The sequence below is a fragment of the Stappia sp. TSB10P1A genome (assembly GCF_900185725.1).
In the GTDB taxonomy this organism is placed as follows: Bacteria; Pseudomonadota; Alphaproteobacteria; order Rhizobiales; family Stappiaceae; genus Stappia.
Genome location: NZ_FYAU01000015.1, coordinates 14,542 through 33,782, shown reverse-complemented (window position 1 = coordinate 33,782; position 19,241 = coordinate 14,542). Strand labels below are relative to the sequence as shown.

The 19,241-nt window shown below is 67.9% G+C and carries 18 protein-coding genes; 11 read left to right on the top strand and 7 right to left on the bottom strand.

Going from position 1 to position 19,241, the window contains the following annotated elements:
- Positions 1-3: 3 nt before the first annotated feature.
- Positions 4-441, bottom strand: a complete 438-nt coding sequence (locus TSB10P1A_RS04795; protein ID WP_186386771.1) for a MarR family winged helix-turn-helix transcriptional regulator — start codon at positions 439-441, stop codon at positions 4-6.
- 379 nt (positions 442-820) lie between these two features.
- Here TSB10P1A_RS04795 and TSB10P1A_RS04790 point away from each other — a divergent pair, with 379 nt between their 5' ends.
- A complete protein-coding gene (locus TSB10P1A_RS04790) occupies positions 821-1,153 on the top strand; it encodes a YciI family protein (RefSeq protein ID WP_186386770.1) in 333 nt (110 codons plus the stop codon).
- A 63-nt stretch (positions 1,154-1,216) separates the two neighbouring features.
- Here TSB10P1A_RS04790 and TSB10P1A_RS04785 read toward each other — a convergent pair whose 3' ends face one another.
- From TSB10P1A_RS04785 to TSB10P1A_RS04760, 6 genes are all read right to left on the bottom strand, one after another.
- Complete coding sequence (locus TSB10P1A_RS04785; RefSeq protein WP_186386769.1) at positions 1,217-2,014, bottom strand: ABC transporter ATP-binding protein; 798 nt, start codon at positions 2,012-2,014, stop codon at positions 1,217-1,219.
- A 3-nt stretch (positions 2,015-2,017) separates the two neighbouring features.
- The gene (locus TSB10P1A_RS04780; protein ID WP_186386768.1) at positions 2,018-2,953 is read right to left on the bottom strand and encodes an ABC transporter permease; all 936 of its coding nucleotides are present in this window, start codon (positions 2,951-2,953) and stop codon (positions 2,018-2,020) included.
- A gap of 268 nt (positions 2,954-3,221) precedes the next feature.
- A complete protein-coding gene (locus TSB10P1A_RS04775; protein WP_371328844.1) occupies positions 3,222-4,166 on the bottom strand; it encodes an ABC transporter substrate-binding protein in 945 nt (314 codons plus the stop codon).
- Positions 4,167-4,201: 35 nt separating this feature from the next.
- Entirely contained in the window at positions 4,202-5,455 is a 1,254-nt protein-coding gene (locus tag TSB10P1A_RS04770) for an alpha-hydroxy acid oxidase (RefSeq protein WP_186386766.1), read from the bottom strand.
- Between the two features lie 91 nt (positions 5,456-5,546).
- Positions 5,547-6,599, bottom strand: a complete 1,053-nt coding sequence (locus TSB10P1A_RS04765; RefSeq protein WP_186386765.1) for a prephenate dehydratase domain-containing protein — start codon at positions 6,597-6,599, stop codon at positions 5,547-5,549.
- A 13-nt stretch (positions 6,600-6,612) separates the two neighbouring features.
- Positions 6,613-7,401, bottom strand: coding sequence for a class I SAM-dependent methyltransferase (locus TSB10P1A_RS04760; RefSeq protein ID WP_186386764.1), 789 nt, complete (start codon positions 7,399-7,401; stop codon positions 6,613-6,615).
- A gap of 759 nt (positions 7,402-8,160) precedes the next feature.
- On the opposite strand from TSB10P1A_RS04760, the gene TSB10P1A_RS04755 reads away from it, so the two are divergent.
- The 10 genes from TSB10P1A_RS04755 (at position 8,161) to TSB10P1A_RS04710 (ending at position 19,232) form a co-directional block, all read left to right on the top strand.
- The gene (locus TSB10P1A_RS04755; RefSeq protein WP_186386763.1) at positions 8,161-8,937 is read left to right on the top strand and encodes a FadR/GntR family transcriptional regulator; all 777 of its coding nucleotides are present in this window, start codon (positions 8,161-8,163) and stop codon (positions 8,935-8,937) included.
- Between the two features lie 199 nt (positions 8,938-9,136).
- Positions 9,137-10,027: an ABC transporter ATP-binding protein gene (locus tag TSB10P1A_RS04750; RefSeq protein WP_186386762.1), complete on the top strand. Its 891-nt coding sequence runs from the start codon at positions 9,137-9,139 to the stop codon at positions 10,025-10,027.
- A complete protein-coding gene (locus TSB10P1A_RS04745) occupies positions 10,024-10,905 on the top strand; it encodes a branched-chain amino acid ABC transporter permease (RefSeq protein WP_186386761.1) in 882 nt (293 codons plus the stop codon). Before TSB10P1A_RS04750 ends, TSB10P1A_RS04745 begins: the two co-directional genes overlap by 4 nt.
- A gap of 1 nt (position 10,906) precedes the next feature.
- Positions 10,907-11,950: a branched-chain amino acid ABC transporter permease gene (locus TSB10P1A_RS04740; RefSeq protein ID WP_186386760.1), complete on the top strand. Its 1,044-nt coding sequence runs from the start codon at positions 10,907-10,909 to the stop codon at positions 11,948-11,950.
- A 36-nt stretch (positions 11,951-11,986) separates the two neighbouring features.
- Complete coding sequence (locus TSB10P1A_RS04735) at positions 11,987-13,156, top strand: ABC transporter substrate-binding protein (RefSeq protein ID WP_186386759.1); 1,170 nt, start codon at positions 11,987-11,989, stop codon at positions 13,154-13,156.
- A 5-nt stretch (positions 13,157-13,161) separates the two neighbouring features.
- Positions 13,162-13,971 carry an ABC transporter ATP-binding protein gene (locus tag TSB10P1A_RS04730; protein ID WP_186386758.1) on the top strand — a complete coding sequence of 270 codons (810 nt, stop codon included), beginning with the start codon at positions 13,162-13,164 and terminating at the stop codon, positions 13,969-13,971.
- Between the two features lie 11 nt (positions 13,972-13,982).
- Positions 13,983-15,788, top strand: coding sequence for a long-chain fatty acid--CoA ligase (locus TSB10P1A_RS04725; RefSeq protein ID WP_186386757.1), 1,806 nt, complete (start codon positions 13,983-13,985; stop codon positions 15,786-15,788).
- A 41-nt stretch (positions 15,789-15,829) separates the two neighbouring features.
- Entirely contained in the window at positions 15,830-17,038 is a 1,209-nt protein-coding gene (locus TSB10P1A_RS04720; RefSeq protein ID WP_186386756.1) for an acetyl-CoA C-acetyltransferase, read from the top strand.
- A gap of 11 nt (positions 17,039-17,049) precedes the next feature.
- Complete coding sequence (locus TSB10P1A_RS04715; protein ID WP_186386755.1) at positions 17,050-18,441, top strand: enoyl-CoA hydratase-related protein; 1,392 nt, start codon at positions 17,050-17,052, stop codon at positions 18,439-18,441.
- On the top strand, positions 18,438-19,232 hold the full coding sequence (locus TSB10P1A_RS04710) for an enoyl-CoA hydratase/isomerase family protein (RefSeq protein ID WP_186386754.1): 795 nt from the start codon (positions 18,438-18,440) through the stop codon (positions 19,230-19,232). Before TSB10P1A_RS04715 ends, TSB10P1A_RS04710 begins: the two co-directional genes overlap by 4 nt.
- The last annotated feature ends 9 nt before the right edge of the window (positions 19,233-19,241 follow it).

The window sequence follows — 19,241 nt, the reverse complement described above, 5'->3', positions numbered from 1 at the left end:
TGATCAGGACCTGTCGCTTCTGCCGCCCACCTTGCTGTCCATCACTCCGTGCCAGCCACGCGCCAGGACACCGGCGCTGGCATTGTCGAGCTTGGCGAGCAGGACATCGAGCACCGCCAGTTCCTCGTCGGTGATCGACCCGGTCAGTTCCGCATGGATGCGGCGCGACAACTGCGAGATCTCGCCATAGGCCGACCATCCCGTTTCGGAGAGCTCGATCGCCGCATAGCGCCGGTCGGACTTGCCGGTCTGGCGCTGCGCGAAGCCCAGTTCGACCAGTTGCCGGATGGCCCGTGACACCGCGAACTGGTCGAGCCCGCCAGCCTGGCAGATCTCCTTGACGCTGATCCCCGGACGGTTCGCGACGATCGCCATCGTTCGCCAGGCCGCGCGGGACAGGCCGTATTTCGGTCCGTAGAAGGCGCCGAGCACATCCGCCACCCGCGAGGAGATCCGAAATAGCCGGTAGGGCAGCCAGGTTTCGAGTTGAAGCCATTCGTCGGCACCGGTTTCCGCGGTTCCGGCCTTTGCGGGCCGCGAACCTTGATTGCTATTTGCTTGCATATTGCAATCATATCCCTTCTAATTGTCCCAGGCAACCCGAGAGGTTGTGCCGCGTCCGGGCGCGAAAAAGCAACCGCCTTCGCTCTCGCGAGCCGGCGTGCCATCCCGCCCGACGTGGGAAAGGCGGCCGTCGGCGGTGCGGGCGCCGGCAAGTCATGCGCCAGCCGGTCTTCCGGCGCGCGGCGCGCGCAACCGTAGGGCGGTGCGGCCGCTCTGCCGAGACCCTGGACCCTGTGGAAGCGGAAGGAGAGATAGCGTGCCCTATGTCGTCTATTGCATCGATCGTCCCGACGCCGGCGACCTGCGCCGCCGCACCCGGGCCGTGCATCTGGAATACATGATAGCGCACCAGTCCCGGGTTCTGTTCGGCGGCCCGCTGCAAAGCGAGGACGGCAGCCGGGTGCTCGGCAGCCTGATGGTGCTCGCCTTCGACGACAGGCAAGCGGTCGAGGCCTTCCTCGCCGACGAACCCTATGCCCGGGCCGGCCTGTTTTCCACGGTCGGTGTGCACCGGCTGCGGCAGATGGTGCCGGAACATCCCCCCGGCCTGCTCCTGTCGGAACTGGCAAGGGAACGGGCGCTGGCCTGAAGCCGGCCCCGCCCCGGATCGCCCGATCCCGTCTCCGCCCGGCCCACCGGGCCGGTGTGCGCGTCACGCCAGGACCAGTTGATCGTCCTCGACTGCCTTGCCGGTGGTCTTCTTGAAGAGCGCGAGCAGGTCGGGCACGTCGTAGCCCTTGCGCTCATCGCCGCGAATGTCCAGCAGCACGCGGCCGGCATTCATCATGATCGTCCGCTCCCCGTGATCGAGCGAATTGCGCATGCTGTGGGTGACCATCAGCGTGGTCAGCCGCTGCTCGCCCGTGATCTCGCTCGACAGCGCCAGGATCGTCGCCGCCGCGCCGGGGTCGAGCGCCGCGGTATGCTCGTCAAGGATCAGGATCTTCATTGGCAGAAGCGTTGCCATCAACAGGCTGAGCGCCTGGCGCTGCCCGCCCGAGAGCGTGCCGACATGCGCACCGAGCCTGTCCTCCAGCCCCATGCCGAGCCGTGCCAGGTGCTCCTTCAGGCGCGCGCGCTCCGCCCCCCGCCCGAGGGCCAGCCGCAGCCGGCGGCGGCCGCCCCGGCTTGCCGCCAGCGCCAGGTTCTCCTCCACGGTCAGCGAACTGCAGGTGCCGGCGCGCGGCTCCTGAAAGACACGGCCGATCAGGCTGGCGCGCCGCTCGGTCGGCCAGCGCGTCACGTCATGGCCGTCCACATAGATCCCGCCCCGGTCCAGCCGGACATCGCCGGCGACCGCCGACAGCAACGTCGACTTGCCGGCGCCATTGGTGCCGATGACGGTGACGAACTCGCCCGGCGCGAGATCCAGATCGACCCCGCGCAACGCGGGGACCGCGATCGGCGTGCCGGGATTGAACGTGACATAGGCATCGCAGATGCTCAGCATGGGTCAGGCACCTTTCTGTCCTTGCGGGCGGGCGAAAAGCCGCTGCAGCCGCGTGCGCAGATGCAGCGGGTGCTTGCGGCGGGCGCGGGAGAGGACCACCGCCACGGCCACCACCACCGCCGTCACCAGGTTGAGATCCTGGGCCTGGATGCCGAGAAAACCGGCACTCAGCGCAAGCGCGATGAAGAAGCGGTAGAGCAGCGCCCCGGCCAGACAGCCGAGCGTCGCCCAGCCGACCTTGAGCGAACCGAGCAGGGTCTCGCCGATGATCAGCGCCGCAAGGCCGGTGACAATGGTGCCGATGCCCATTGAGACATCGGCAACCCCCTGGCTCTGGGCGAAGAGCGAACCGGCCAGGCCGACAAGGCCGTTGCTGATTGTCAGGCCGATCAGGGTCATCCGGTCGTTGTCGACCGACTGCGCCCGCGCCATCACCGGGTTCTCGCCGCTGGCTCGCAGCGCCAGTCCGATCTCCGTTGCGAGAAACCAGTCGACGGCGAATTTCATCGCGACGGCAATCGCCAGCAGCACGACGGCGTTGGTCCAGATGCCGAGCCCGAGCAGCCCGTCGAACGGCGTGAAGATCGTTTCCTCGCCATAGAGGGAGATGTTCGGCCGCCCCATGACGCGCAGGTTGATCGAGTAGAGCGCGACCATGGTCAGGATGCCGGCCAACAGGTTCAGGATCCTGAAGCGGACGTTGAGATAGGCCGAGACGAAACCGGCACAGGCACCCGCCCCCGTGCCGATCAGCGTTGCCAGCAGTGGGTTGATGCCCGAGACGATCGCCACCGCCGTGGCGGCAGCCCCCAGAGGGAAGCTGCCGTCCACCGTCAGATCCGGAAAATTCAGGACCCGGAACGAGATATAGACCCCGAGCGCCACCAGCGAGAACAGCAGCCCCGCCTCGATAGCCCCGGACAATGCCAGCATGCTCATCTAGAGCCCTTTCGGCCAGTTCGAAGTGAATTCTGCTTCTCGATTGGGACGGCGATCCGGTGTCGAAACGGTCGCCGCGCGATGCCTTCGCATCGGGCAAGATCGGTTCGGCGTCGGGCGCCCACCAATCGGAAGCCCTGTGGGGCGGGCGATTTTGCGCCAGTTCCGGCGCAAATCCCCCTGTCCGTCTCCAGATACGGCCTGCGTGTCTTTGCTTGACCTTGTCACAAAATCGCTCCGTCAGAATGGCTCCGAACTACAAAAGGGCTTAGTCGACCACCTTCTTGGCCGAGGCGAGCAGCGCTTCGGGCAGCTCGACGCCCATGGCCGCGGCCGATGTCTTGTTGAGATAGAGATCCTGGCTCTCCAGCGCCCCGACCGGGATCGTCGCCGGGCTCTCGCCCGACAGCACCCGGATCGCCATCTTTCCGGTGATGCGGCCAAGCTGGTAATAGTCGAAACCGAGGGCCGCGACGGCGCCCCGTTCGACCGAATCCGTGTCGCTGGCAAAGACCGGGATCTTCGCCTTCCGGCCCACATTGACGACGCTTTCGACCGCCGCCACCACGGTGCTGTCGGTGGGAATGAGAATGGCGTCGGCGCGGCCGGCAAGGCTCAGCGCGGCATCGCCGACCATCGCCGTCTGCGAGGCGGAGCTCTCCTCGATCTCGAACCCATAGGCGCCCGCCTCCTGCTTCAGCGCCGCGACCTGGGAGACCGAGTTGGCTTCGCCGGCATTGTAGATGACGCCGAGCTTGCTGGCCTCGGGCAGCAGGTCGCGGATCAGTTGCAGGGTCGGGCCGAACGGCTGCTTGTCGGTGGTTCCGGTGATGTTGCCGCCCGGGCTCTCCAGGCTCGCCACCAGCTTTGCCTCGACGGGATCGGTCACCGCCGAGAACAGCACCGGGATGTCGCCCGCCGCGCTCTGCAGGGCCTGGGCCGAAGGCGTGCTGATGGCGACCAGCAGGTCGGGCTTCAGCCCGGCGAATTCCTTGGCGATCTGCAACTGCGTCGGCATGCTGCCCTGGGCGCTCTGGGTGTGCAGCTTCAGCGTCTCGCCGGCCTTGTAGCCGGCCTCGGCCAGTTCCTCGACAATGCCGTTGCGCGCCGCGTCGATCGCCGGATGATCGATGATATAGGTGATCGCCACCTGCTTCTGTTCGGCCGCCTCGGCGCCCCAAAGCCCGGCACCCGCGAGCAGCATCGCCGCCATGGCAGCCCATTTCGATCGGAACATCGCTTTTCTCCTCACTCCGTCATCACCGTTGGAAGATCCTGTTGGCGGGCTCCCGCCCGCTCGCTCCGAACCGCCGGTCCATTGCCGGCGGCCGGTTCCCGCAGCATGGACCGCGTGAATTCGGCCGGACGCCGCACGCCCATGAGCATCTGGACGACCTCGAACTCGCGTCTGAGGACGGCAAGCGCTTGGACGACGCCGCACTCGCCCGCCGCGGCCAGCGCATAGAGGGTTGCCCGTCCCACCTGCACGGCATCCGCCCCGCGAGCGAGTGCACGAGCGATGTCCGAGCCGCTCCGGAAGCCGCTGTCGACCAAGAGCGCAAGCCGCCGGCCTGCTTCGGCGCGAAACTCGGGCAGGATGTCAATGCTGGCGACCGCGCCATCGAGCTGCCGCCCGCCGTGATTGCTGACGACGAGGCCGTCGACGCCGATTTCCACGGCGCGGCGCACCTGCGCCGGATCCATCATCCCCTTGACGATCAGCGGCCCCCGCCAGGCGTCGCGGATCCGGTCGATGTCGTCCCAGCCCACCGACGGATCGAGCTGCGACTGCATCAGTTCGGCAATCGTGTCCGTGGCGCCCAGCCGGCCGAGTTCGGCCGCCATCACCTCCAGCCTCGGCGCCCCGGCCCGCGCCATCTGCAGCGACCAGCGGGGATGCGCCAGGAGGCTCGCGAGCTTTGCAGGCGACCAGCGGAACGGCAGCGAGAACCCGTTGCGCACATCGCGCAGGCGCCGCCCCGGCACCGCATTGTCGACCGTCACCTCCAGCGCCCGGAACCCCAGCGCGGCGGCCCTCTCGACCAGCCGCCGGCTGACCTCCCGGTTGCGGAACAGATAGAGCTGGAACCATTTGGGACCGGCACCGGCCGCCGCCACCTCTTCCATGCTGGCGGTCGCCGCCGAACTCATGACGAAGGGAATGCCGCAACGCGAGGCGGCCCGCGCAAGATCCAGATCGCCGCGCGGCCAGGCCGCCCCGGCAAGCCCGGTCGGCCCGATGATCAGCGGCATCGACAGCGGTTCGCCAAAAAGTGTGATCGCCGGGCTGCAGGCGCTGACATCGCGCGGAGCCGAGCCGACCAGCCGGATGCGGTCGAGCGCGGCGCGGTTTTCCGCCAGCGTATCTTCCGAGCCGCTGCCGCCATCGATGAAATCGAAGACGAAGCGCGGCAGCCGCCGGCACGCCAAGCTGCGGAAATCCTCGATCGACTGCGGCAGCCCCGCGATCTCGCCCGGAACCTCCGCCCCGGCTTTGTCCATTCGCCCCGGCATTTCCCCTCTCACACCACCCTCCCCGGACGACCAGGCATCGCGACGCCTGGATCGATCGCCCTTGTTTTCAAATGCCTTTTCAACTGTCCGGCGCGTGTTCCGCCGCCGCGATCCGCAGGCCTGCACCCTGGGCATGCATGGCGAACACGCCGAGCACCGCGTGGCGGGTCGTGTTGCGCCGAAGCACCTCGATCGCCCGGCGCACGGCCGGCTGCTCGGGATGCCCCTGGAACTCGCAGAAGAAGCGCGTGGCGACGAACTGCCCTCCGACGAGGTAGCTCTCGAGCTTGGTCAGGTTGACCCCCTCCCCGGCGAAACCGGCCATCGCGCGAAACAGCGCCCCCGGTTCGTTGCGCAGCTCGAACAGCAGGCTGGTGATCGGCTCCGGCACGTCCGCCGCCGGCATGACGGGCCGGGCGGCGAGCACGTAGAAGCGTGTCCGATTGGCCGGGTCGTCCTCGATGTTGCGCTTGAGGATCGTCAGTCCGTGGACCTCCGCCGCCAGTTCCGAGGCCACCGCCGCTTCCGACGGGTCGGCCCGCTCCCGCACCAGTGCCGCCGCCATCGCCGTGTTCGGCGCCTCCACGCCGGCAATCCCGTGGGTCGCCAGAAACCGGCGCACCTGCATCAGGGCCACGGGGTGCGAATGCACCCGCCGGATGAGATCGAGACGCCAGCCGGGCGGCGCGACCAGATGATGCTCGATCCGCTCGAAGATCTCCCCGACGATCGCCAGCCCGCTTTCGGGCAGCAGCAGATGGATGTCCGGCACCCGGCCGACCAGCACGTTCTCGCAAGGCAGCACCGCCGCTTCCGCAGCACCGCTGCGCACCGCCTCGATCACCCCCATGAGACTGGTCCGTCCGACCGCCTCCGCCTCGGGAAAGGCCGAGCGGCAGGCGATATGGGCGAAGGCCCCTGCCGAGCCGTGATAGACGACCTTCGCCGGCGCGAAGCCACCCTCGCCGAGGCGGGCCGCCTCGCCTGTCCGGCCCGCAGTGCCCGTGAGGCGCGCCTGACCGCCGCCGCGCCCCAGCACGCGCAGCCGTGGCGGCTGGGCAAGCCGCCGATGTCCCGGCCCGCTGCGGCGCTCGCCGGCGCCGGACGGGGCCACCTGACCCGACCTGATCATGGCGCCCTCCGCTCTAGCCATGGGCCGGGCGCGTGCTGGTCATGACCGTCATCGGCCACATCAGCGCCCAGCCGGATCCGGTCTCGGTGACGCTCAGGAAGTGATCCGCCGCCGCCAGGCAATCCTGCGGCGAGTAGCCGGGCTTGGCGGAAAACAGCAGATGCAGGAAGTGGCCGATCTCCTCCTTGCGAGCGAATTCCCAAGGGGTGACCACCTCGTGAAACACCGGCGGCGCCCAGCCGGTCAGCTCGCACAGGCTTTCGGCGAACTCCCGCGACAGGAAGGCGACCTCGTGGCCGGTCGAACAGCTCCGCGCGATGAAGGCATCGAAATAGCGGGCGAGCGGCGTCCCGGCGAAAATGTCGGCGATGACGAGCCGCCCTCCCGGACGCGCGACCTCGTTGAAGCGCCGGAAGGCGGAGGTCTTGTCGGCAACGTGATGAATGGCGCCCCGGCTCCAGACCGCGTCGAACCCGTCATGGCCGACATCCAGCGTGTCCGCCGAGGCAGGCACGACGACAATGTTGCCGAAGGGCGCTTCCGCCCCCAGATTGGCCAGTTGCTCCACCGACGGGTCGCTGGCGACGAGCAGGCCGCTCGGACCGATGGCAGCAGCGATCGCCCGGCTGAAATAGCCGTTTCCGGCACCGACTTCGAGAATGTGTTCTCCGGGGGCGGGCGCCAGGAATCGCTTCATGCAGGCGATATCCGGCAACCAGGCATCCGCGTAGAGCGACAGTGCATCGCGATAGTCTGCGGAGCGCTTTCCGACAAATTCCACGGACTTGGCATCGGCATACATGGTGCAAGCTCCCTGTGGCTTTCGATGGATCCGATCCGGACGCTTTCCTCCCCGACTTCTTTTGACGGCCCTGTTGTGTCGAGCCCTCGCCTCTGTGCCCGGCGCCCCCGCCCCGCCTCACCCGAACCCGGCCTGCGCCAGGTTCCCGCGGTGAGGAGCCGGCAAGTACCGACACTTCTGTCATGGACACTTACGCCGAGGGGAATGGCCGTTTCCGGCGAGTTCCCCCTTGCAGTGTCACGACGATATCTAGCGTTTTATTTGCTTGTCAATTGCAATATGCAATCATTTTTTGCACTGCAAAATCTTTGTGCAGGCGCCCGCAAATCAACCAGAGGCAGCAGGGGCGGGAGACTGCCGATCGCCGGACACCTCGTCGGCCGACGGTCCGGGAGGGGCGAAACGACAGGAGCGGGCATGTCAGGAGCAGGCATGGCAGGAGCGGGCAGGCGCCGCCTGGGCCAGCAGGAGCAGCCCCTCCCTTTGGCGCCCGTCCCGGCGCGTTGTGGCCACACCTTGGCAAGTCGCTGACAGAAGCCCCCCGCCGCCTCCCGGGCCCATTTGTCCGACAAACCGGCAAAGGCCAGAATTTCGAACGGACGGGCCCTCTCGCCGGACATTTTCTCGAGTTGATGCTCGGAAATCTCCACTTGACGGCCGGTTCAGGCTCATGCCAAGCTTTGTCGGACAAAGGGACGAACCGACAATACGCGCCATCAAGACGTGCGATGCCGGAGCGTTCGGGAGGAGACGTTCAGAATGTCGTTGGCGGAGCCAGGGCGCTTCGAGAAGATCAAGGTGCCGTCCGCCTACCAGATGGTCGCGGAGGCGATCGAGCGCGAGATCATGGCCGGCAGGCTGCGTCCGGGCGACGAGATCGGCACCGAGGCGGTGCTGGTGCGCCAGTTCGGCGTCAACCGCTCGACGGTCCGCGAGGGCATCCGCCTCTTGGAGCAGGCGGGACTGGTCCAGCGCGAGGCCGGCCGCAAGCTCTATGTCTGCCTTCCCCACTATCGCAAGCTGTCGGATCGCATGAGCCGGGCGCTGGTGCTGCATCAGGTCACGTTCCGTGAGCTGTTCGAGGCGGCCGTGATCCTGGAACTCGGCGTCATCGACGCCGCCGTCGACGAGGCTTCGGAGCAAGACCTTGCCGCGCTGGAGGAGAACCAGGCGCTGGCCGAGGCGGCGCTGGGCGATCCCGTCCGCCTTGCCGGCCTCGACACGGAGTTTCATGCGCTGCTGGCCAAGGCCTCGCGCAACCGGGTGCTGGAACTGGCGCGTGAGCCGGCAGCGCTCCTGTTCTTTCCCACATCCGAGCTGATCTGCCGCCGGGTGCCGCAGGGCGCCGGCCGCATGGTCGCCGCCCATCGCCGACTGATCGATGCCGTTGCCGCGCGCGACAAGGAGGAAGCGCGCCTTTGGATGCGGCGGCACGTGGTCGACTGGAAGCGCGGTTTCGAACGCGCGGGCCGAGATATCGACGAGCCGGTGGAGAGCATCTTCGAGAGGCTGTCGAGCGTCCGGCAATACGCATGAGGTAAGGCGGGCGGCCCTGGAGGGGGCGGCGCGGAAGATCGAGAAAAGAAACCCGTAAAAGACCGGCAGGCGACGCACCGGCAAGGAAGACATCGGGGAGGAACATGTCGAACGTCCTGCACGACCGGCCGCAATCGGCCGGCCCCATCACGTTGGCACGTGGGCGGAGTGTCCCCACGAGCGCCCGGACGGTATGCCGATGACGGGCGCGCTCGACAGTGGCGCGACCGGCGCCGCCCGTCTGGAGGTGGAAGACCTGTCGCTGTCCTTCGGCGGCCTCAAGGCGCTGCGCGGCGTGTCCTTCTCGGCCGAGCCCGGCTCGATCACCGCGCTGATCGGCCCGAACGGCGCCGGCAAGACCTCCATGTTCAACTGCATCTCCGGCTTCTACAAGCCGCAGAAAGGCAGCGTCCGCTTCGATGGACGCGACGTGACTCGGATGCATCCGCCCGAACGCGCCGCCCTCGGCTTCGCCCGCACGTTCCAGAACATCGCGCTCTTCCGCGGCATGACCGTGCTCGACAACATCAAGCTCGGCCGCCACGCCCATATGAAGACCGGCCTGCTGCAGGCCCTCGCCTATTGGGGGCCGGCCCAGCGCGAGGAGATGGAACTGCGCGCCGAGGTCGAGCGTCGCATCATCGATTTCCTCGAGATCGACCACATCCGCAACATGCCGGTCGCCGCGCTCTCCTACGGCTTGCAGAAGCGGGTCGAGCTCGCCCGCGCCCTCGCCATGCGCCCCCGCATCCTCCTGCTCGACGAGCCGGTCGCGGGCATGAACCGCGAAGAGACCGAGGATATGGCCCGCTTCATCCTCGACGTGAAAGAGGAATGGGGCACCACCATCCTGATGGTCGAGCACGACATGGGCATGGTGATGGACATCTCCGACCATGTCGTCGTGCTGAATTTCGGCGAGGTCATCGCTCGCGGCCTGCCGCACGAGGTGCAGGCCGACCCGCATGTCACCGAGGCCTATCTCGGCAGCGGCGACCCGGCGGCGCTGATGGCCCGGCTCAAGGGCGAAACGGGAACCACCGGCAATTCCGGTGCGCCCACGGACGACAGGCGCGAGGACGTGGCATGAGCGACCTTCTGTTCTTCTTCGAGGTGACGCTGGCCGGCCTCGGTTCGGGGGCGCTGCTGTCGCTGACGGCCCTCGCCTTCGTGCTGATCTACAAGGCGACCCGCGTCATCAACCTCGCCGTCGGCGAAATGCTGATGCTCGGCGGCTACCTGTTCTTCGCCTTCGCCGCCGGGTTCGGCCTGCCGGCCTGGGCGGCGATCCCGCTCGCCATCGCCGGCGGCGGCCTCGTCGGCGCAGTGGTCGAGCGCGGGTTGATCCGCCCGATGCTCGGCGAGAGCCCGATTGCCGTCTTCATGGTGACCATCGGCCTCGGCTCGATCCTGGTCGGCCTCGTCGAACTGATCTGGGGTACCGACCCGCGCGCCCTGCCCGCCTTCATGGGCAACACCCCGATCTTCATCGGCGAAGCCTATGTCTCGCGCAAGATCGCCATCGCCTTCGCGGTTGCCGCCGTGGTCATCGCGGTCTTCCTCGTCCTCTTCCGCTACTGGCGCGGCGGTGTCGCGCTGCGGGCGACGGCGACCGACCAGGCCGCGGCCTATTCCTGCGGGATCAACGTGCCTGGTGTCTTCTCGCTCGCCTGGGTGATCGGCTGCGGCACCGCTGCCGGCGCCGGCGTGCTGCTCGGCTCCATCGGCGGCATCTCGCCAGCCATGGGCGTGTTCGGCCTCTCCGCTCTGGTCGTGGTCATTGTCGGTGGGCTCGACTCCGTCGCCGGAGCCCTCGTCGGTGGCCTCGTGATCGGCCTCATCGAGGCCTGGGCCGGCACCTATCTCGGCGGCGAATTCAAGCTCGTCACCACCTTCGGCCTCCTCCTCGTCGCCTTGATGATCCGTCCCTACGGACTGTTCGGCACGACAGAAATCGAGCGTCTCTGACATGAAGATCGGAACCGCCAAGCACAGCTACCAGGCCGACGAGGCGCTGCTGACCACCCGGCCGCAGCGCCTGTGGATGGGGCTCTTCGCCCTCGGTCTTTGCATCGCCCCGTTCATGCTCGACAACTATTGGCTCTATCTCGCCTGCCTTGTCGCCATCAACGTGGCGAGCGCCACCGGCCTCAACATCCTGACCGGCTATACCGGCCTCGTCAGCCTCGGCCAGGCGGCGTTCATGGCGGTCGGCGCCTATACGGTGGGCTGGATGCAGCTCCGCCTCGGCACGCCCTTCCTGCTCAACATCGTGGCCGGCGGCATCGTTGCCGCCGCCGTCGGCCTGCTGGTCGGCCTGCCGAGCCTCAGGGTCAAGGGCCTCTATCTCGCCATCGCCACCATCGCCGCCTCCATCATCCTGCATTTCGTCTTCGTCAACTGGCAGAGCGTGACCAACGGCAACAGCGGCCTGACGCTGACGCCGGCGACCTTCCTCGGCACGCCGCTCACCGACTACAAGCAGCTCTATTTCGTCTTCGTGCCGATCACCGCGCTGATGGTGCTGGGCGCGGCGAACCTCTTCCGCACCCGCGTCGGACGGGCCTTCATCGCCATCCGCGACCGCGACATCTCGGCCGAGGTGCTGGGCATCTCGCTGCTGCGCTACAAGCTGACGAGCTTTGCCATCTCGTCCTTCTATGCCGGCGTCGCCGGCGGCATGTGGGCCTATTTCTTCCGCGTGGTGACGCCGGAGAGCTTCCCCTTCGTCTATTCGATCTTCTTCCTCGCCGCGATCATCGTCGGCGGCATGGGCACGATCCTCGGCGCCATTCTCGGCGCCGTCTTCATGACCCTCGTGCCGGAGCTGCTGCGCTTCGGCATCGACTGGCTCACCCCCGTCCTTCCCAACGCGGCGGCGATGCTCTCGCCCGTCCGCACCATCGTTTTCGGCCTCCTGATCGTCGGCTTTCTCATCTTCGAGCCGAAGGGACTTGCCGAAATCGTCCAGAGAACCCGGCGTTACTTCCATCTCTGGCCCTTCAAGAAGTGAATGACCAAAAGTCACGCGATAAAACCGGAGGAAACAATGCTTAGCTTTACCAGGAGAACGCTGCTTGCCCTGTCGGCATCGGCAGCCATCGCCACCGCGCTGCCGGCTGCGGCCGCGGACGACATCGTCATCGGTGGTTCGATCCCGCTCACCGGCGTCTTCGCCTTCGCCGGCGTCGGCATCGAGGCCGGCATGCAGGACTATATCAAGATCGTCAACGAGGCCGGCGGCCTCCAGGGGCGCAAGCTGCGCCTCGCCTACGAGGATACCGGCTACAAGGTCGACGCCTCCGTCGCCGCCTTCAACAAGCTGACGAGCCAGAACACGATCCACCTCTACTATGGCGACTCCACCGGCTTCGCCAAGACCATCAACGGCGAGCTCGACCGGATGGGCACGACCATCATGGCCGGCGCCTCCTTCGCCACCGAGCTGAACGATCCCAAGGCCTTCCAGTATCAGTTCATGGCCGGCCCCGACTATTCGGAGATGACCGGCATCCTGCTGGAATACATCGCCAAGGAGAAGCCGGGCGCCCGCATCGTGCTGGTCAATTCCGACACCGAGTTCGGCCGCGATCCGATCGCCGCCACCAAGGCGCGCGCCAGCGAACTCGGCCTCGAAGTGGTCGAGGAGATCATCACCCCGCCGACCGCCGTCGACGTCTCCACCGAGGTGCTGAAGCTGCGCCGCGCCCGGCCGGACTACACCATCTTCCACGGCTACGTGCTGGCGCCGCTGCCCGAGTTCATGACCCAGGCCAAGCAGCTTGGCCTCGAGACCAAGTTCATGGGCACCTTCTGGTCGATGGATGCCAGCATCTGGAGCAAGGTCGGCGAGGCCGCCGACGGCTTCATGGGCGTCATGCCCTATCGCTACTACTATGACGAGGCAGACAACGCGCCGATGCTCGACCGCATCCGCGAGATGCGCCCCGAGTACCAGTCGACGCCCTACATGCAGGGCTTCCTCACCGCCATGCTGTTCACCGAGGCGGCCAAGCGCACGCTGGAGGCGGGCCAGGAACTCAACGCCCCCAACCTGAAGGCGGCCCTCAACTCGATCGAGAACTTCGACACCGGCGGCATCATCGGCGTGCCGATCTCGATCCCCGGCAACTCGATCCCGGTCGGCCGCATCTATCGCTACGACGCCAGCGCCCAGCAGATGCTGCCGGCGTCCGACTGGATCAGCGTGCAGGAGTAAGCGAGATGGCCGCGGACATCCTCCTCGACATCAACAACATCGAGGTCGTCTACAACAAGACGGTACAGGTGCTCCGCGGCCTGTCCCTGAGCGTCGGGCGCGGCAAGATCGTCACCCTGCTCGGCTCCAACGGCGCGGGCAAGTCGACGACGCTGAAGGCAGTGTCGAACCTCCTGACGCTGGAGAACGGCGCCGTCACGGCGGGAACCATCCGCTTCGACGGCAACGACATCTCCCGCCTGACGCCCCACGCCCTGGTGCGGCGCGGCCTCTTCCACGTGATGGAGGGGCGCCGCATCTTCGAGGACCTGACGGTCGAGGAGAACCTGACGGCGGCGACCTTCGCCCTGTCCGGGCGCGGGCTCAAGCCGACGCCCTTCGACCTCGTCTACCAGTATTTCCCGCGCCTGTTCGAGCGGCGCAACGGCCGTGCCGGCTACCTGTCCGGCGGAGAGCAGCAGATGCTGGCGATCGGGCGCGCGCTCATCGCCCAGCCCTCGCTGATCCTCTTGGACGAGCCCTCGCTCGGCCTCTCGCCGGTGCTGGTCGAGGAGATCTTCACCATCATCGCCTCGATCAACCGCGATCTCGGCGTCTCCATGCTCCTGGTCGAGCAGAACGCGGCCGTCGCCTTCGCCGTCGCCCATTACGGCTACATCATGGAGACCGGCAAGATCGTGCTCGACGGGCCGACCGAGCGGCTGGTGAAGGACGAGGACGTGCGCGAATTCTACCTCGGCGCCAGCGGCGGCGAGGGCACCAGGAGCTATCGCGACATCAAGCACTACAAGCGCCGCAAGCGCTGGCTGTCCTGAGGCAAGAGATCATGGCCGACTTCCCCGAACTCACCCTGCCGCAGATGCTGCGCGCCCATGCCGAGGCAACGCCCGACCGGGTGGCGGTCCTGCAGAAGGACTTCGGCATCTGGAACCCCCTTTCCTGGCGCCAGTATCACGAGCGCGCCTGCGATGTCGGCGAAGGCCTTGTGGCCCTCGGCCTCGGCGAAGGCGGCCATGTGGCGGTGCTGTCGGAAAACCGCGTCGAATGGGTGCTCGCCCAGCTCGGCACCGGCCTTGTCGGCGGCGTCACCATCGGCGTCTATCCGACCAGCCCGGCCAACGAGGTCGGCTATGTGCTGGAACATTCCGACAGCGAGATCATCGTCTGCGAGGACCAGGAGCAGCTCGACAAGGTGATCGAGGTGCGCGAGCAGTTGCCGAAGCTGCGGCGCGTCGTTGTCGTGGAGACCAAGGGTCTGCGCGGCTATTCGGGAGACTTCGTCATCTCCTTCGACGCTATGGAGGAGATCGGGCGGACGCGGCGCGCCGCCGGCCCGGCCGCCACCGGAGACGGACCAACCGCCCGTTCGCTCGATGACATCGCCCTGATGATCTACACCTCGGGCTCGACCGGAAAGCCCAAGGGCGCGATGCTCTCCTATCGCAACCTGCGCGCCCAGGCGATCGCGGTCGCCGACCGCATCGGCCTCGACGCGCAGTCCGTACACCTGTCCTATCTGCCGCTGTGCCATGTCGCCGAGCAGATGGTGACGGTGATGGCGCCGATCTATCTCGGCTCGCGGATCTGCTTCGGCGAGTCCCTGCGCACCGTCCAGGAGGACCTGCGCGAGGTCGCCCCCTCCTCCTTCCTCGGCGTGCCGCGGATCTGGGAGAAACTGCATTCCTCGATCCATATCCGCATGCTGGAGGCCGGCGGCTATCGCCGCGCGCTCTACGAATGGGCTTACCGCGCCTGCGAGCCCTTCGCCGAAAAATCCCGCGCAGAGCGCAGCCTCAGCGAGCGGATCCTCTTCGCGATCTGCTACCTCCTCGTCTTCCGCGCGCTGCAGAATTACATCGGCCTGCGCCGCACCCATGTCGCCATGACCGGCGCCGCGCCGATCTCGCCGCGCATCGTCCGCTTCTTCCGCACCATCGGCGTGCCCCTCGTCGAGGTCTACGGCATGACGGAATCGAGCGGCATCGCGCTTGGCCAGACGCTCGGCCGGCTGGTGCCGGGTTCGGTCGGCCCCTCGGTCAAGGGCGTCGAGGCGCGCGTCGGCGAGCACGGCGAACTGCTGCTGAAGGGCGACACCGTCTTCGCCGGCTACTACAAGAACCCCGCCGCCACGCAGGCAACCCTGAAGGACGGCTGGCTGCATACCGGCGACGTGGTCGAGGTGGAGAACGGCGAGTTCCGCATCGTCGACCGCCTGAAGGACATCATGATCACCGCCGGCGGCAAGAATCTCAGCCCCTCGGAAATCGAGAACACGGTCAAGGGCAGCCCCTACATCAAGGAATGCATCGTCATCGGCGAGGCCCGCAAATATGTCGCGGCGCTCATCCAGATCGATTTCGAGACCGTCGCCAAATGGGCGGAGGAACAGGGCCTGTCCTACACCAACTTCCGCAGTCTGGCCGAAAACCCGGCGGTGCGCGAACTGGTCGATGCGGAGATCCGCACCGCCAACAGCCAGTTGGCGCAGGTCTCCCACATCCGCCGCTTCCACCTGCTGACCAAGGAACTGGACCACGACGACGACGAGGTCACGGCGACCATGAAGGTGCGCCGCTCCAGCATCCAGACCAAATACGCCGGAGAAATCGCCAGCCTCTATCCGAGCGGCTGACGCATCACCCGCCCGGATCCAACGGAGCCCGACACCCCGACATGCCCGACGCCCTGATCTACGACCACCTGCGCACGCCGCGCGGCAGGGGCAAGCCCGATGGCGCCCTGCACGAGGTGACGCCGATCCGCCTTGCCACCACGGTGCTGGAGGCGGTGCGCGAGCGCAACGCGCTCGACACCGCCCTTGTCGACGATGTGGTGATGGGCATCGTCATGCCCGTCGGCGAACAGGGCCAGTGCCTGCCGCGCGTTGCCGCCATCGCCGCCGGCTATGCGGAAGAGACCGCAGGCGTGCAGATCAACCGCTTCTGCGCCTCGGGGCTAGAGGCCTGCAACATGGCCGCCGCCAAGGTGATGGCCGGCCAAGCCGACATGATGGTCGCCGGCGGGGTCGAATCCATGTCGCGCATCCCGATCCTCTCCGACGGCGGCGCCTGGGGCGCCGATCCGCAGGTGGCGGCCGCAACGACCTTCGTGCCGCAAGGCATTTCCGCCGATCTCATCGCCACCAAATGGGGCTATTCGCGCGCGCAGCTCGACGCCTTCGCGGTCGAGAGCCACCGCCGCGCCGCGCGGGCCTGGTCGGAGGACCGCTTCACCCGCAGCGTCGTTCCCGTCCATGACCGGGTCGGCGAGGTGCTGCTCGCCCGCGACGAAACCATCCGCGGCAATTCCACGGTCGAGGACCTGGCCCGGCTGAAGCCCTCCTTTGCAGCCCTCGGCGAGAAGGCCGGCTTCGACGCGGTGGCGCTGGAGCGCTATCCGGACTTCGCGGAAATCCGCCACGTCCACCATGCCGGCAACTCGTCCGGCATCGTCGACGGCGCCTCCGCCGTGCTGCTCGGCACCCGCGAGGCGGGCAGCCGCGCCGGCCTCGTTCCGCGCGCCCGCATCCGCGCCTTCGCCGAAATCGGCTCGGAGCCGACCATCATGCTCACCGCCCCCTCCTTCGCGGCGGAAAAGGCGCTGAAGCGGGCCGGCATGACCGTTTCCGACATCGATCTTTTCGAGATCAACGAGGCCTTCGCGGCCGTCGCCCTGCGCTTCATCGAGGCGCTCGATCTCGACCCGGAGATCGTCAACGCCAATGGCGGCGCCATCGCCATGGGCCATCCGCTGGGAGCCACCGGCGCGATGATCCTCGGCACCGCGCTGGACGAACTCGAGCGCACGGACCGACAGACCGCCCTCGTCACCCTGTGCGTCGGCGCCGGCATGGGCGTCGCCACCATCATCGAGCGGATCTGAGGAGGCGCCCCATGCTGACACACGAGATCGACGATGGCGGCATCGCCCTCCTGACCATCGACATGCCCGGCCGCTCGATGAACGTGATCGACTGGGCCTTCACGGAAGCCCTGCGCGAGGAGCTCGCCCGGCTCGCCGCCGATCCGGCGGTCACCGGCATCATCGTCGCGTCCGGCAAGGACGGCTTCATCGCCGGTGCCGATCTTGCGATCATGAACGGCATGACCGGTCCGGGCACCTCTCCGGCCACCGCGTCGGAGCGCATCCGCGCCATGACCGACGCCTTCCGCGCGCTGGAAACCTGCGGCAAGCCGGTCGTCGCAGCGGCCAGCGGCACCGCGCTCGGCGGCGGGCTGGAACTGATGCTCGCCTGCCATTACCGGATCGCCGCGCGCAATCCCAAGGCGGTCTTCGGCCTGCCCGAGGTCACGCTCGGCATCCTGCCGGGCGCCGGCGGCACGCAGCGCCTGCCCCGCGTCATCGGCATCGAGGCCGCCCTGCCCCTGCTGCTGGAAGGCGAGCGCCTCTCCGCCGAGGAGGCGCTGTCGCTCGGCATTCTCGACGAGTTGGCCGAGCCGGACGACCTGGTTGCCGCGGCACGGCGCGCACTCACCGAAGGCCGCGTCCCTGCCGCCGCCCCGTGGGACGCCAAGGGCTTCGCCCCGCCGGGTCCCGCCGTGACCTCCGAGGCAGCGTCGAACGTCTTCCTTTTCGCCAATGCCAAGGTGCGCGCGCGCGGCCACCGCAACTATCCGGCGCTGGAGGCGATCCTCTCCTGCGTCTACGAGGGACTGCGGCTGCCCATCGACAAGGCGCTGAAGGTTGAGCGCCAGTATTTCGGCCATCTCGTCCATGGCGATGTCGCGCAGGCGATGATCCGCACCCAGTTCTTCGCCCGCCAGGTGCTGGCCCGCGAGGGCCGGGCGCGGGCGGACAAGGACGGGCCGCTCGCCAACGCCTGCCGAAACGCGCTCGACGCCGAGGCGCTGCGCATGCAGGCTGAGGGCATGAGTCCCGCCTTCATCCGAAACGCCGCCGAGGGTGTCGGCCTCTCCGCCCTGCCCGCCTTGCCGGCAGACGCGCCCCTTGCGGACACCGACGACGAGCGCGCGCGCACGGCCCTGCGCCCCGCCGGCCTGCGGCTCTTGCGCGCCATGGCGCTTGCCGCTGCTGCTACGTTTGAGCGCGGCGATGTCGCCTCGGCCGCTGAGGCCGACGTCCATGCCATCGACGCGGCGGGGTTCCCCGTGTGGACCGGCGGGCCGCTGAGCCTGATCGACACCCAAGGGGCGGCCAGGTTCGTCGCCGCCTGCCGCGCCGACAAGCTGGAGATCCCGGTCGGCCTTGCCGCCATGGCCCGCGACGGCGGCCGGTTCCACGCACCCAAGGAGGCCGTCGCATGAGCGAGGATCTGGTGCTCACCGAGATCGATGCCGCAACCGGCATCGCCACCCTCACGATCAACCGGCCGAAGGTGCTGAACGCGCTCGACGTACCGACCGCCCGCGCTTTCCTGCAGGCCGTGCGCAAGGTCACCGCGACCAAGGGCGTGCGCTGCATCGTTCTTTCCGGCAGCGACCGCGCCTTTATGGCCGGCGGCGATGTCGCGGCCTTCGGCACCGAGCCGGACCGCGCCGCCGAGGTCGTCCACGACCTCCTCGACGCGCTGCACCCCGCCCTCACCGCCCTGCGCGAGTCCCCCGCCCCGGTGATCGCCAAGGTGCAGGGCGTCGCCGCCGGTGCCGGTTTCAGCCTGGTGCTCGGCGCTGACTTGGTGATCGCGGAGGCCGGCGCGCGCTTCGTCGTCGCCTATGACCGCATCGGCACCTCGCCCGATTGCGGCGGCACCTGGGCGCTGCCGCGCAAGGTCGGCCGGGCGAAGGCGATGGAACTGCTGCTGCTCGGCGAGACCTTGAGCGCGGAGGAAGCCCGCGCGGCGGGCATCGTCAACACCGTGGTGCCGGCGGAAGAACTCAACGCCGAGGCCCTCGCCCTTGCAAAGCGGATCGCCAGCGGCCCGACGCAAGCACAGGGCGCGGTTCGTGCGCTCGTCGATGGCGCGCTGGACCGTCCCTTCGCCGCCCATCTGGAGGCCGAGCGCGCCTCCTTCATCCGCATGACCGGGACCCGCGACTTCCGCGAGGGCGTCTCGGCCTTCCTCGAAAAGCGCCAGCCGCAGTTCCGCGGCGAGTAACCGGCACGC